Here is a 13,336-nt window from a genome sequence, read left to right as displayed (position 1 = left end):
ATTATTAATAAATTCAATACAATACAATGCAAGAAGGAGTAGTAAAATTCTTTAATGAAACGAAAGGTTTCGGTTTCATCGTTCCAAATGCTGGTGGAGGCGATATCTTCGTTCATTCATCTGGCCTTATCGATTCTATCCGTGAAAACGACCACGTATCTTACGAGGTTGAACAGGGAAAGAAAGGCTTAAATGCGGTAAATGTTAAAGTTATCTAGGATAGTAATAATATAAATCGTATGAAGGCTGTCCGAAGAGGACGGCCTTTCTTGTTTTTAATGTAGAGAATAGAAAGCATTAAATTTTTTCAGCATACTTTTTCATCAGAGAATTTTAGCTAAGTTTGTGCCTTATGAACGAAGAGAAATCATTGAATTTCCTGGAGGAAATTATTGAGGAAGATATAAAAAATGGGAAAAATGACGGTAGGGTGCTGACGCGATTCCCGCCGGAACCAAACGGTTATTTACATATCGGTCACGCGAAGTCGATTTGTTTAAATTTTGGTTTGGCACAAAAATATAATGGTAAAACTAATCTGCGTTTTGATGATACCAATCCGGTTACGGAAGACATTGAATACGTGGAAAGTATTAAAAATGATATCAAATGGCTTGGTTTCCAATGGGCCGAGGAGCTGTATACATCGGACTATTTCGATACGCTATACGGATATGCCGTGAGCTTGATAGAAAAGGGTTTAGCCTATGTCGACGATAGTACACCGGAAGAGATCGCTGCAAGTAAAGGGACACCTACCGAACCAGGTAAGCCGACTCCCTATAGAGACCGGACGGTGGAGGAAAACCTTCGTTTATTCGCAGAAATGAAGGATGGAAAATATCCCGATGGAAGTAAAGTGTTGAGGGCGAAAATCGACCTGGCCAATCCAAACATGCATATGCGCGATCCTTTACTCTATCGTATAAAACACGCGCATCACCACCGTACGGGGGATGCTTGGTGTATTTACCCGATGTATGATTTCGCGCATGGACAAAGTGATTCGATTGAGCGGATCACACATTCTGTTTGTACGCTGGAATTTATACCACATCGGGCTTTATATGATTGGTTAATCGAGCATATTGGTATCTTCCCATCTAAACAATATGAGTTTGCACGATTGAATATGACTTATACCGTCATGAGCAAACGCCGATTACTGCAACTGGTAAACGAAAAGCATGTGGAAGGATGGGATGATCCTCGAATGCCTACCATCAGCGGATTAAGAAGACGAGGATATACGCCTGCAAGTATCCGTAATTTTTGCGAGCGAATTGGGGTGGCAAAGCGGGAAAACGTAATTGACGTAAGCCTGTTGGAATTTTGCATCCGCGAAGATTTAAACAAAACGGCTTGGCGTAGAATGGCGGTGCTGGATCCGGTAAAACTGATTATAACAAACTATCCGGAGGAAAAAGAAGAACTGTTACATGGAGAAAACAATCCGGAGGTGGAAGGTGGTGAGGGGGAAAGAGTGATTCCTTTTAGTCGTGAACTATGGATTGAACGCGAGGATTTTATGGAAAATGCACCTAAGAAATTCTTCCGTTTAGGCCCTGGATTAAGTGTTCGTTTAAAGCATGCTTATATCGTTACATGTGATAGTTTCGTAAAAGATGGAGACGGTAATGTCACAGAAATCCATTGTAGCTATATTCCAAACTCAAAAAGTGGAGAGGACACAAGTGGCCTAAAAGTGAAAGGAACAATTCACTGGGTAAGTGTACCACATGCGAAAACAGCGGAGGTAAGACTTTACGATCGTTTATTTAAGGCTGAAAACCCCTTAGCCACAACCGGTGATTTTAAAGAATCTATTAATCCGGATAGTCTTGAGATTTTAGAAAAGGTCTATATTGAACCTGATTTATTAAATGCCGTACCGGGGAAAGGGTATCAATTTATTCGTAAGGGTTATTTTACGCTCGATACACGGTCGACACCTGATCGATTGGTGTTTAATCGCACTGTTGGCTTACGCGACACATGGGCGAAAGAATCACAGAAAGAAGCTTAAGTAATTAATTGGATCCTTATAAAAAAGGAGCCATCTGGTAAGAGATGACTCCTTTTTTATAAGGTTGTTTTCTTGATATAAAGATTGTAAAGCACGCTAAGTGCAAAAGGAGTCCACTCTTCAGTGGTTTCCTCAGGTATAAAATGTCTCTTAAAAGCTAAGATTGCGGCTGAAGCATTTCGGGTATCATAGCCTAGAATACGCAAACCATCTAGCGGGTTGAAAGTGGTGGGGGGTGCTTGCAGTACGTCGTCATACCACAAACCAAACCCTTTTTCTGCTAAGCGTTTCCATGGAAAATTGATGCCGGGATCTACTTTGCGTCCCGGAGCGATATCACCATGGCCAATGAAGTTTTCTGAAGGAATCTTATAATTAGCTTTGAGGGTATCCAGTAATACGAGCAAATTGTTTATCTGTGGCTCAGTGTAAGGTTCAACACCGTTGTTGTCCATTTCGACACCTATAGATGCGGAATTCATATCCGTAACGGATCCCCACCTTCCATTACCCGCATGCCAAGCTCGTAAGTAATCGTTGAGCAATTGATAAACTTTACCTTCTTTATCAATGATATAATGAGCACTTACTTGTGTACGTTCTAGCGTAAACGTCCGTAAGGTTTGCTGAATACTGTCTTGAGCTGTATGATGTAAAATAACAAAATTGGGTTTGCGCATATTGAAATTAACGGTGCCTACCCACTCAAAATCTTTTCGCTGGCCTTCTACTCCCGGAGACGGCAATCCGGCAGAAGCCATGTGCTGCGGAGTCGGCAAAGGTTGCTTAATTACTTCAGCCAATTGTTCTACCTGCTTTTCATATATTTTATTAGTCTCTGCAAATTTCTTTTTTGAAGCGCAGGCGCTTAGAAAAAATAGCATTAAGACCATGTATCCGTATGAGCAAATATGTTTCAGCATAGGTTATCTCGGAAATTTATAATTCAAACCAATACCTATACTTTGAGAGCGTTGCAGTTCCTCTATTTGATTAGGATCATACAATAAGGTCGCATTGAACAACAGGCTTATTACCCTCGAGACGCGTACCCCTAAGATGGCGTCTAGGCGATGCCTTGAAGTGCTAAGCTCTTCAAAATTAGCTAAAAATTCGTAGGTGGTTTTTAAATGCAACCATTTTGTTAAATCTCGATCAGTACCAGCTAATAGTTGAAAGCTCACATCATTCTTGAATTTTCCAGGGATTTCTACACCGAAACGAGTAGTATCTTCTTCCCTTACCGATTGAACTCGGTCATCTAAAATAAAGGTCATACGGGTCGCTGGACCAAAACGGATAGAACTAAACTGATCCGGTTTATATTCAAGACCGACTGCGGGTGTAAGATAACCTGGAGCCATGAAATTGGATATCTTTCTGGATTTGGTGTCTACACCATCAATGTTCGTATACTGCCAACCTGCATCAAATTGTGTTTCAAAGGTCAAGGCTGCAAATAATGCCCATTTCTGAGAAAATTTAATGGAGTACTTGTTATCCCACCAGATGCGGTCTTGATTCTTACGCGCAAGTTGATTTTCATTCTTAATCTTTCCATACCTTAAGTCTAATTCAGATACAAAGTTTTTACCTTCTTTGGTGTAATCCCATTTCGTATTAAAAAGGGCACCTAAAGAGATAGAGTTTACACCACCACTGTTCCAGCTATCACTAAAGGAAGCTTGGTTCGCGTTTATGGCGAAATTTGTCCAATTCCGCCAATAGTTAACCTTTAAATCTAAACTAGGGTTCTGTACTTCTACATCATGAATGCCCATTTGGGGAGTTCTAACGGGTAGGCTGTTTTTTGGCGGGGCCTGGCGAAGATCATTGAGATCATAATTTTGCGCGTTAGCGAAGAAAAATGCGCCCGTGAGAATAAATGCAACAAGTAAATGTCGTACGTTCATCAGAATAGTTTTATTGTTAACGCTGGTTTGCCTTTGCCGAATACTTACGCTCAGCTGACTCCAATCCAAACCACAAACTTAGATAAAATGATCTTATATGCCAAGCACATAATTACCGAAACTGTACGATGAGGCTCTCTTCGGTCGTATAATTTCCGACCCAAACTAATGCCCGTATCGTCGGAAGCATTTTATCTGCTTTTCTTAAGCAATAATAATGCCTCTAATTGGAATCCAATCGTTCGATCTTTACCTCTTCTTTGTTAGGCTGCACTCTGGGTAATGGCTGTAGTCGATATGCACTGGGGTTTTTACGGTACATATTATAGGAGCTCTGTATATACTTGCCCAGCTCATAATCATTGGCTTGCATAATAAAGTGGTATGATGGCCGATATTGATGCATAAAGTCTTCTAAAGCTACGCCTGTTAGATTAGTCAAGCGCTTTACCATGGCTTGCGTAAATCGGGCGTCGATCATATTGTTTTCGTATTCACGTTGGATAAGCTCCTGTAAAAAACGTGCATTTTTGCCCTGTCGACTCAATAAAGAGTACAGCGCATCAATACTTAAGCCTGCTCCGGTAGGTCCGGTCGATAATAAACTGCCCGGATTTCCCTTTCGATAAGCCGAACTGTATTCCCGTTTACGATCTTCAAGTATTTCCGCAGGTGAACGCTTCGCAATAATACTTACTTCATCTAGCCAGATAGTCGATCGTTGTAAGTTAAAAACAATGACGGGATCTTTCTTTACGATTAACGTATCGGCATGGTAGCCTTTAACAATGGCAATCAGGGTGTCGCCCGGACTCGCTTTAATTGCAAATTCTCCGCGCTTATCATTATACTTCATCTCGTCGTTCGCTGTATTGTAGATATAGACGCGTGCAATCCGTTGTTTGGTATAACTGTCAAATACAATACCTTCCCGCTCTTGTGCCGAAGCAAAGAAGATGGAAGCTAATAGTAAAACGATTATGGTTGCAAGAATTTTCAAGTTAACAAAGATAGGGAATGGCCTATGTCATTGAAAAACATTTTGCACTTTTTAACACGACTAACAGGAATTTGTTGATTTTATTTCGAAACGAGGAGCAATTGTCCAACAACGAGATCATCGCTATCCAAGCTGTTAAGATTTTTTAGTTCGTCGGTGGTAAGCCCGTAACGTTTACTGATACTGTAAATTGTATCGCCTTGTCGCACCTCATGTATTTTCATTTCTACCGGTGGTTTGGCTTCGGCTTTTTCAGGTTCTTTCGGACTGTTATCAGCAATTTCAACTAATACCCGTTCTTCCCTGTTTATTTTCTCCGGTGCTTTTTCTCCACGATCGTATTCATATAATCCATAACGTTCAATCAAATCGATCAATAATTCTGCATAGCGAGGATTGGTGGCATAACCGGCCTTTTTCAGCCCTTTAGCCCACCCGGTATAGTCGTCTTTGTCAAGCTCAAATAAAGGAGCGTAGCGTTTTCGTAAGAGGAATTCAGAATGATCTCGAAAAGAGTCTTCCGGTGAACGATACACGCGGAAACAGTCATTGATAGCGTCATCATCCTTAAAAAACGATTCACCTTTCCAATCGGGGGTACATTTGATACCAAAGTGATTGTTGGCTTCTCTAGCCAATGTACTATTTCCGTTAGCCGACTCTAAAAGGCCTTGTGCCAACGTGATGCTGGCGGGTATCCCGTAAGTGTTCATCTCTTGAATAGCAATCGTTTTATAACGACTGATATAATCTTGTGCAGAAGCGCTTATCGCGGCAGGCTTGTTACTCGGCCGATGCGGATGATTATGCCGCCGTCCCTCGTTGTTGCTTCCGTACGATCCCTGTTGTCGAGTTTTGGAACTCTGTAGCACTTTTTGCTTAGGTAGGCAAGATGTTAGGCTCAAGGAAATACAAAAAAAAAGAATGAGGTATACGAACGATGGTAAAGCGATATGCTGCAGCTGCTTGTTCATTTTGCGATCTACGTTAAATTTTTAAATGTTGACCAATTCTTAGCCGGTCACTCCGAAGTTGATTTTTGGTTTTAATACGGCTAACGGAGGTTTTGTATCGTTTGGCAATTGCTCCCAACGTATCGCCTTTTTTTACCGTATAGCGTAGATTGATTTCGGAAGCAGTGGATTTCTCTTCGAAAGGGGCATCCTGCGGTTCTATATAATCCGCTGGTCTATTGTCAAATAAAAAAAGTTGATGTTTCTTTATAATGGCAACAATGTGGGCTGCCCAGGCCTTGCTACCTGCGTAACCACCGCGCATGATGCCATAGGCCCAAGAATGATAATCATACGCACTGTATCGATCAAAAAGCGACCGAAATTGCTTACGGGTTTTGAGGTAATTAATGAAATCATCGTAAGAAGCCTTAACGCTATCATAGCCCTTGTAAGACGATCGGATTTTTTTGCTGTTATTGGCACCACGAATGCCGAAATGATTATTGAGATGGATTGCAACCTTACTACTACCATTCGCGCTTTCATGCATAGCTACCGCTAGAATAATACTGGCCGGAACACCGAATTTCTCCATCGCGTCGATGGCCCACTCTTTGTGAGCCTCTATATAGGCATGCGCGCCCCCTTGCGCATAGCTGGTTTGCGACAAGAAAAAAAGGAAAAACAAGAATATGGGAAACCGAAGGGTTTTCATTTACTATAATTTTCTGATAAGGAATATACCATCACGGATTGGTAAAATCAATTTCTGTACCCGTTTGTCTTGTGCGATGGTTTTGTTGAGTTCAATGATTTGCTCGGTTTGTTTATCCGGTGATGCGTCTGTAATTTTTCCCTTCCAAAGTACATTGTCGATCATAATCAGCCCGCCTGTTCTCACTTTGTCAAGCACGAGTTCAAAATAATTAAGGTTATTCTTTTTATCAGCATCGATGAAGACTAGGTCGAAGGTTTCCTCAAGTGTCGGTATAATCTGCAGGGCTTCGCCAATATGGTAACGTATTTTGGCACCGTAAGGTGAAGCATCGAAATACCCCTGAACTCGTTCAGCCAACTCTTCGTTGATATCAATGGTATGCAAGATCCCATCAGAAACAAGCCCCTCTGCTAAACAAAGACTTGCATAACCTGTGAAGGTGCCAATCTCTAAAATTCTTTTCGGAGCTAAGAGGTGACTTATTAAACTCAAAAAACGCCCCTGGAAATGTCCGGAAAGCATATGAGGCTGAGTTTCCTTTAAATAGGTCTCCCGATTAATTGCTTTCAAAAGGGGAGGCTCATCATCACAGGTACTCGTTAAATAGGCATTGAGCAAGTTATCCATTATCTCCATGAAGCAAACTTATATAAAATGCTCGGTATTTTCGAATACCACAATATAAATTATAGCTATACAAAGATCCTTTCGAGAAGCGCTTTTAATCTGCTATTGTGCTAGTATTAAGAGAACGTTTTTTTGAAAACATAATAATGGTCTGTTATTAAGACTGAATCGTCTTAAGATAATCTTGCAAGATAATGACAGCAGAAACGGCATCCACTAAGCCTTTTTCTTGTCTTTTTGATCGTCTTAGTCCGCTTTGTGCAATACTGGCCGAGGCCATTTTTGAGGTGAATCGCTCGTCCATGGTAACGATTGGCATTTGAGGAAAGGACTTTTTCAGTAAATTAATAAAACCTTTTACATGTACGGCCGATTGAGAATCAGATCCATCCAGTTGCTTGGGCATACCTACGACAAAAGATTCCACCTGTTCCTGGGATACATATTTTTTCAGGTATTCAATAACATCTTTTGGATGAATGGTGGTTAAAGCGGTCGCGATAATTTGTAAAGGATCTGTCACTGCGACACCTATTCGCTTTGTGCCATAATCAAAAGCCATTATCCGCATAAATTCTTATTTTTGAACATCTGTTCGCAAAGATACGGAAAGCTAATCTATTTTAGGCTTAAGAAGGCCAAGAGCGAGTAGTACAAGCCCATAAAGGAAAATATGCAGTTTAAAGATATAATAGGACAGGAAAAAGTAAAAGCGCACTTGATCAATACGGTAAAGGAAAATAGAGTAAGCCACGCGCAACTTTTTCTTGGTCCCGAAGGAAGCGGAAGTTTACCACTTGCTGTCGCCTACGCGCAATACATTAATTGTGAAAACAAGCAAGAGAACGATAGCTGCGGTAGTTGCAGTTCGTGTAGAAAATATGCGAAGATTATTCATCCCGATCTGCACTTTTCCTACCCCTTTTTTGCGTCGCATAAAGAGGACACGGCCAGTACTTTCATTGATCAATGGCGAAACAGTTTCCTGAGAAATCCCTACCTCAATCTGGAAACCTGGCGAAGTAGCCTGGATGCAGGAAATAAACAGGCGAATATCAACATTGCTGAATGCCATCACATTATCCAAAAATTAAGTCTCAAAGCTTTTGAAGCTCCCTATAAGGTGCTTATTATGTGGTTGCCCGAATTTTTGGATAAAGAAGGGAATACCTTACTTAAGTTGATTGAGGAGCCGCCTGAAAAAACGCTATTCTTGCTGGTAACGCAAAATCAGGATCAATTACTGAACACCATTATATCCCGAACTCAATTAGTAAAAGTAAATGCACTTGATAAAGTTAGTCTGGCGGAGTTTTTGGTTCGTGAAAAGGGTGTGTCACATGAGAAGGCTTTGCAGCTGGCTTATATTAGCGAGGGTAATGTGCAGCAAGCGCTGTCCCTTTTGTCCGATGATCCGGGTGGGGGATATTTTCAGCTTTTTGTACAATGGTTGCGCTTCTGTTTTGGCGCACGTGTACTCGATCTTTTGCAACTGGTTGAAGAAGATTTGTCCAAGCTTGGACGTGAAAATCAAAAAAGTTTCTTACTTTACGCTATTCAAATGATGCGTGATGTAGTGTTATTTAAAGAGGGTGCAAAAACGCTCGTACACCTACCGGAGGCGGAAATGTCTTTTGTTGAAAAGTTTAGCCCGCTTTATGAAACGGCTAAATTGGAAGCTTGTGTCAGCATATTTGAAAAAACAAGTTATTACGTAGAACGCAATGCAAACCCTAAAATCTTATTTTTAGATGTATCTTTGCAATTAGTTTTATTATTTAAACACTAAACGCTCCCGTGATAAACGGGACTCAATATATAGAAATATGGGATGTGATAATTGTTCATCCGGAGGAGGTTGTGCCCCTGCAGGTTGCCAGAGCAACGGTTCATGCATGACGAATGGATGCAATAAATTGGATGTGTACGATTGGCTAAGCCATATGGATATGCCAACAAATTATATACCGTTTAACATTGTAGAAGTAAGATTTAAAGGATCTCGAAAAGACTTTTATATCAATCAGGATAATCTTTATCTGGAAATGGGCGAACCTGTTGCAGTAGAAACGGCAACAGGCGGTTACGATATTGGCTTTGTCTCACTCACCGGTGAACTGGTTCGCTTGCAACTTAAAAAGAACAAGGTTGACCCTAATAGCGTTGAACGCAAGATATTTCGTAAGGCAACCAGTAATGATATGGATAAATATCAGGCGGCTAAAGACTTAGAATGGGAAACTATGCATCGTGCGCGAAAATTGGCTCTTGATTTAGGGTTGTCCATGAAGTTAAGTGATGTAGACTATCAAGGAGATAAGACAAAAGCTACTTTTTACTATACAGCTGAGGGCCGGGTCGACTTTAGAGAACTCATTAAAAAGATGGCGGAAGCTTTTCGTATTCGTATTGAGATGCGCCAAATTGGTATGCGGCAAGAAGCAAGTCGTTTGGGAGGCATCGGGTCTTGCGGAAGAGAACTTTGCTGTTCCACTTGGTTGACCGATTTTAAAACGGTCTCCACCGCTGCTGCACGATATCAGAATTTATCGCTGAATACGCTGAAATTAGCCGGCCAGTGCGGAAAGCTCAAATGTTGTCTCAACTATGAATTGGATACCTATATGGACGCCTTAAAAGATATTCCTAACGATATTGACCGCTTGGAAACAAAAAGAGGTACCGCACGTTTGCAGAAAACGGATATCTTTAGGAGACTAATGTGGTTTTCCTTTCCGGAAGATGAAAACTGGATTCCCCTCGAAATAGACCAGGTGCGTATCATAGCTGAAGGAAATAAAGAGGGCATCAAACCAGATGATCTGGTGGAGATTAAGGAAGAGGTAGCCATTGTTAAACCGGTAACTTACGACTATGAAAATGTAGTAGGACAGGATAGCTTAACTCGTTTAGATGACAAAAGCAAAAAGAAGAAACGTCCGTCCAAGAAAAGAAATAAAAACAAACAACCAGCCTCCGATAGACAGACAGATGCCGGACAGACACTAAATTCCGGACAGAAACTGCAACAGAAAACAGCCACTTCTCCAAAAAAAGAAGGCAAGGTTTCAGCGGATCATGCGGGAGGGGATAAGGGAGCGGTTAAGGACGCGGCAAACGCGCAAAAAACAAAAAACAGTCGCAGACGATACAGAGGTAAACGAACAAATAAGGAGGGAGGGGCATCAAATGGTGAAAAACCCTAAAATTCGTAACCTTATTTGCTTGGTGGCTATGATGAGCTGTATGCTTTCGTGTAATCATGGCGCATTGGTCGACGAGTTTAGACCCGTACCCAACCAGGCATGGAATTATGCCTTTACACCAGAGTTTAAAGTTGAAGTAAAAAATAATACGATACCCTATCGATTGAAAGTGAATGTACGCTTGACGTCGGAGTACCGATACGCAAATCTATTTGTTTTGGTACATCAAAGAAGTGCAAAACATAAACCGAGCAGCAAACGGATCGAGCTGCAGGTGGCCGATAAAGACGGCCGTTGGCTGGGCAAAGGTATCGGAAGCTTGTATAGTTATCAGATTGCTTACAATACCAACTATCATTTTCCCGATACAGGGACTTACTATTTTAAAATTGAGCAAAACATGCGAGATAGTCCTTTAAAAGGAGTTAGCGACGTGGGAATTTGTGTGCTTCCCGAAAGTGTTGCAAAATAATCGGCATGATTTATGTCTTAATAAAGACAAAAAGCCAGAATTTGTCTATGCACAAAACTTTACCTCAACAGCTTTTCTATATCTTATTTTTTGTATTACTGGCAGCTTGCAGACAATCGGGCTCGCCTATCGGAGATCTGTTATTTAAGCAAACCAAAAATAAAGTTTATAAAGAAGTAAACACCGATTCGTTACATACTTACTTTAAAAACTATTTGGAGACAAACACAAATCTATTTAAGAATCCAAAGTATTTAACCCGCTTTTATACAAACGCAAATTTTGAGCCGGTACTAATTACCAAGTTTTACGCGGATTCTTCACTTTTTCGTTTGATAGATTTTCTAAAGCGTGTCGAAGAACATGGCCTTTCAACCCGATCGTATAAAGCAGATACCCTATACGATGCACTTGTTCAGCTGTCGGGTCGAAAGGATATGAAGGTCGATGAGGCCTATGCATGTATTGTTCGTGCGGAGCTGCTCGCGGCGGAGGCGCTTACTCGATATGCTTTTGCATTGGAATATGGGATGACGAATCCAAGGAAAGTATTACCTCGTTATTATATTCCTGTAAGCAGACCCGATAGCGTGTCCTTTGACCGGGTTCTGAGCGTTGAAAATTTAAAGCATTACCTAGATAGTATACAGCCTAAAAGTGGTGCTTACAGAGCGATGCAAAAAGCTTTGATTAATGAGAACCATGGAGCAAAAAAGATAGCGTTGATCGCAAATATGGAACGTTTGCGATGGAAGTACAAAATGGACAGCACCCATTTGATATATGTGAATATTCCAGCTTATCAATTATATATTATCCGTGACCGAAGCACAAAGGGTCAAATGAAGGTGGTTGTAGGAAAGGCAGACGGGCACGAAACCCCGATGCTGGCAAGTAAAATTCATAGTGTACAAGTGAATCCGATTTGGAATATACCAACAAGTATTGCAAAGAAGGAGATATTAGTACAGGCGAAGGCCGACAAATATTATCTGGCCAATCATGGAATGGATGTGTATAGAAGGGGCGTAAAAATCGCAAATCCGGATACGATCGACTGGAGCGTATATAATGAAGAAAACCTGCCTTATAGCTTTAAGCAACAACCTGGGAACACTAATTCACTCGGACTTATTAAGTTTCTGTTTAAAAATGGAAGCAGCGTCTATCTGCACGATACACCGGCAAAGGCAGTGTTCAGTAGATCAATGCGTGCTGCCAGTCATGGATGCGTAAGGGTAGAAAAGCCGCTGGATCTGGCACGTGCTTTATTTGGCGAAGGCGAAAAATACGACCTCATCAAGGAAGAGATGTCTAGTGAGGAACCTGTAGCCAAAACAATTGGACTTAAGCCACAAGTTCCCGTGGTATTAGACTATGTTACTTGTAAAATGGATAGTTCTTCCACTTTAAAGTTTTATCCGGACGTATATAAACTAGACTCCCTATTGTACCGATCGCTAAAGTAGGTTGCCTGCTTCGGCTAACGACATTGAATCGGGTATTTCTGATTTGGATTCATCCATGTTGGCCGCCATTAAGCTTTGTGTTGCCGTCTGCTCATTTAGATAGGCGGACTGGTATTTTGCTGATTTACCGTATATATAAAGAACCGATTTGTTTTTGATCAGATCAATGATTTTATCTTTTAAAGGTTCGGATACGGCTGGACAGCCTTGGCTTACTCCCATTCGGTCTTGGCCTTTCAATATATTGGCTCCTACATACCAAGCGCCATGGAGCACAATGCCCCGCGCTCGCGCGTTTGTATTAAATCCACGATCTAAGCCGTCCAATTTTAACGACCGACCATGCTTTCCTTGATACGTTTCTCCCGTTAAATAAAATCCTAAACTACTCTGATTCGAATTTGGTCGATCGGAAAACAACCTAGCCTCTTGAATACCGCTCCCGCGGCCATGCGCGACAAAGGTATTTAACAATAGACTATCCCGCTCCAAGTCAATAATCCACAAACGAGGCTTACTACTGTGTATGCTGAGATCTGCGATGGTCAAAATGGGTGAATCGGTCTTTCCTTGTTCTCTTAAATTCAAATAGCCAATATATGCTTGCCTGAATACGACGCTATCTAATGTAGGTGCAAGCTTTTGCACATGCTCGTAAACAGATTCAAACGTGTTAGATAAGAGCGAACCGCGATTGGTCTTCTTTTTTTTGTTAAAAACCTTATGGTTTATAGGTCTGGGTGAATGGATGGATCGCCAACTGGTATTAATAACGATTGCTAAAAATAAAAAAATAATACTGGGCACTAAAATGCTCTTTCTCAACTTCATATACTCTCCACTTTTCTCTTTTCCATTTAGAGTCAAAGACGTTTTTTTGAAAACGACAATTGCCCCGAATTTATTGTGTGACAAAAATACAATAAATATCTTAAAACTCATTCATTGT

Annotated in this window: 14 protein-coding genes; 6 read left to right on the top strand and 8 right to left on the bottom strand. The window is 41.1% G+C overall.

What is annotated here, in order from left to right:
• Nucleotides 1-26 precede the first annotated feature (26 nt).
• Together ACH11B_RS03800 and ACH11B_RS03795 are read left to right on the top strand one after the other, a co-directional pair.
• Nucleotides 27-218 (top strand): cold-shock protein, encoded by a 192-nt coding sequence (locus tag ACH11B_RS03800; RefSeq protein WP_013664078.1) that lies wholly within the window; start codon nucleotides 27-29, stop codon nucleotides 216-218.
• Nucleotides 219-352: 134 nt separating this feature from the next.
• Nucleotides 353-2,026, top strand: a complete 1,674-nt coding sequence (locus ACH11B_RS03795; RefSeq protein ID WP_130855110.1) for a glutamine--tRNA ligase/YqeY domain fusion protein — start codon at nucleotides 353-355, stop codon at nucleotides 2,024-2,026.
• Nucleotides 2,027-2,082: 56 nt separating this feature from the next.
• On the opposite strand, the gene ACH11B_RS03790 is transcribed toward ACH11B_RS03795, so the two are convergent.
• From ACH11B_RS03790 to ruvX, 7 genes are all read right to left on the bottom strand, one after another.
• Complete coding sequence (locus ACH11B_RS03790) at nucleotides 2,083-2,949, bottom strand: N-acetylmuramoyl-L-alanine amidase (RefSeq protein WP_130855111.1); 867 nt, start codon at nucleotides 2,947-2,949, stop codon at nucleotides 2,083-2,085.
• Nucleotides 2,950-2,952: 3 nt separating this feature from the next.
• Complete coding sequence (locus ACH11B_RS03785) at nucleotides 2,953-3,939, bottom strand: DUF3078 domain-containing protein (RefSeq protein WP_130855112.1); 987 nt, start codon at nucleotides 3,937-3,939, stop codon at nucleotides 2,953-2,955.
• A 223-nt stretch (nucleotides 3,940-4,162) separates the two neighbouring features.
• Complete coding sequence (locus ACH11B_RS03780) at nucleotides 4,163-4,939, bottom strand: hypothetical protein (RefSeq protein WP_013664074.1); 777 nt, start codon at nucleotides 4,937-4,939, stop codon at nucleotides 4,163-4,165.
• Between the two features lie 80 nt (nucleotides 4,940-5,019).
• On the bottom strand, nucleotides 5,020-5,913 hold the full coding sequence (locus ACH11B_RS03775) for a glucosaminidase domain-containing protein (protein ID WP_130855113.1): 894 nt from the start codon (nucleotides 5,911-5,913) through the stop codon (nucleotides 5,020-5,022).
• Nucleotides 5,914-5,926: 13 nt separating this feature from the next.
• Entirely contained in the window at nucleotides 5,927-6,610 is a 684-nt protein-coding gene (locus ACH11B_RS03770) for a glucosaminidase domain-containing protein (protein WP_130855114.1), read from the bottom strand.
• Nucleotides 6,611-6,613: 3 nt separating this feature from the next.
• Nucleotides 6,614-7,249, bottom strand: a complete 636-nt coding sequence (locus tag ACH11B_RS03765) for an O-methyltransferase (protein WP_130855115.1) — start codon at nucleotides 7,247-7,249, stop codon at nucleotides 6,614-6,616.
• 148 nt (nucleotides 7,250-7,397) lie between these two features.
• A complete protein-coding gene (ruvX, locus tag ACH11B_RS03760; protein WP_130855116.1) occupies nucleotides 7,398-7,811 on the bottom strand; it encodes a Holliday junction resolvase RuvX in 414 nt (137 codons plus the stop codon).
• Nucleotides 7,812-7,913: 102 nt separating this feature from the next.
• On the opposite strand from ruvX, the gene ACH11B_RS03755 reads away from it, so the two are divergent.
• Genes ACH11B_RS03755 through ACH11B_RS03740 form a run of 4 tightly spaced genes read left to right on the top strand, consistent with a single transcriptional unit; the run spans nucleotide 7,914 to nucleotide 12,387 of the window.
• A complete protein-coding gene (locus tag ACH11B_RS03755; protein ID WP_130855117.1) occupies nucleotides 7,914-9,029 on the top strand; it encodes an ATP-binding protein in 1,116 nt (371 codons plus the stop codon).
• Nucleotides 9,030-9,066: 37 nt separating this feature from the next.
• On the top strand, nucleotides 9,067-10,446 hold the full coding sequence (locus ACH11B_RS03750; RefSeq protein WP_130855118.1) for a regulatory iron-sulfur-containing complex subunit RicT: 1,380 nt from the start codon (nucleotides 9,067-9,069) through the stop codon (nucleotides 10,444-10,446).
• Complete coding sequence (locus ACH11B_RS03745) at nucleotides 10,430-10,918, top strand: gliding motility lipoprotein GldH (RefSeq protein WP_130855119.1); 489 nt, start codon at nucleotides 10,430-10,432, stop codon at nucleotides 10,916-10,918. The genes ACH11B_RS03750 and ACH11B_RS03745 overlap by 17 nt, the downstream gene beginning before the upstream one ends.
• 47 nt (nucleotides 10,919-10,965) lie before the next feature.
• The gene (locus tag ACH11B_RS03740; RefSeq protein ID WP_041387925.1) at nucleotides 10,966-12,387 is read left to right on the top strand and encodes a L,D-transpeptidase family protein; all 1,422 of its coding nucleotides are present in this window, start codon (nucleotides 10,966-10,968) and stop codon (nucleotides 12,385-12,387) included.
• On the opposite strand, the gene ACH11B_RS03735 is transcribed toward ACH11B_RS03740, so the two are convergent.
• Nucleotides 12,379-13,218, bottom strand: coding sequence for a murein L,D-transpeptidase catalytic domain family protein (locus tag ACH11B_RS03735; RefSeq protein WP_049794946.1), 840 nt, complete (start codon nucleotides 13,216-13,218; stop codon nucleotides 12,379-12,381). The genes ACH11B_RS03740 and ACH11B_RS03735 overlap by 9 nt on opposite strands.
• Nucleotides 13,219-13,336: the final 118 nt, after the last annotated feature.

Source organism: Olivibacter sp. EAT-5, assembly GCF_044784325.1.
Lineage (GTDB): Bacteria > Bacteroidota > Bacteroidia > Sphingobacteriales > Sphingobacteriaceae > Olivibacter > Olivibacter oleidegradans.
This window is presented reverse-complemented; position numbering and strand designations above follow the sequence as displayed.

Coding starts and splice junctions, on each gene's coding strand:
- ACH11B_RS03800 (WP_013664078.1), top strand. CDS start 27: ATGCAAGAAGGAGTAGTAAAATTCTTTAATGAAACGAAAGGTTTCGGT.
- ACH11B_RS03795 (WP_130855110.1), top strand. CDS start 353: ATGAACGAAGAGAAATCATTGAATTTCCTGGAGGAAATTATTGAGGAA.
- ACH11B_RS03790 (WP_130855111.1), bottom strand. CDS start 2,949: ATGCTGAAACATATTTGCTCATACGGATACATGGTCTTAATGCTATTT.
- ACH11B_RS03785 (WP_130855112.1), bottom strand. CDS start 3,939: ATGAACGTACGACATTTACTTGTTGCATTTATTCTCACGGGCGCATTT.
- ACH11B_RS03775 (WP_130855113.1), bottom strand. CDS start 5,913: ATGAACAAGCAGCTGCAGCATATCGCTTTACCATCGTTCGTATACCTC.
- ACH11B_RS03770 (WP_130855114.1), bottom strand. CDS start 6,610: ATGAAAACCCTTCGGTTTCCCATATTCTTGTTTTTCCTTTTTTTCTTG.
- ACH11B_RS03765 (WP_130855115.1), bottom strand. CDS start 7,249: ATGGAGATAATGGATAACTTGCTCAATGCCTATTTAACGAGTACCTGT.
- ruvX (WP_130855116.1), bottom strand. CDS start 7,811: ATGCGGATAATGGCTTTTGATTATGGCACAAAGCGAATAGGTGTCGCA.
- ACH11B_RS03755 (WP_130855117.1), top strand. CDS start 7,914: ATGCAGTTTAAAGATATAATAGGACAGGAAAAAGTAAAAGCGCACTTG.
- ACH11B_RS03750 (WP_130855118.1), top strand. CDS start 9,067: ATGGGATGTGATAATTGTTCATCCGGAGGAGGTTGTGCCCCTGCAGGT.
- ACH11B_RS03745 (WP_130855119.1), top strand. CDS start 10,430: ATGGTGAAAAACCCTAAAATTCGTAACCTTATTTGCTTGGTGGCTATG.
- ACH11B_RS03740 (WP_041387925.1), top strand. CDS start 10,966: ATGCACAAAACTTTACCTCAACAGCTTTTCTATATCTTATTTTTTGTA.
- ACH11B_RS03735 (WP_049794946.1), bottom strand. CDS start 13,218: ATGAAGTTGAGAAAGAGCATTTTAGTGCCCAGTATTATTTTTTTATTT.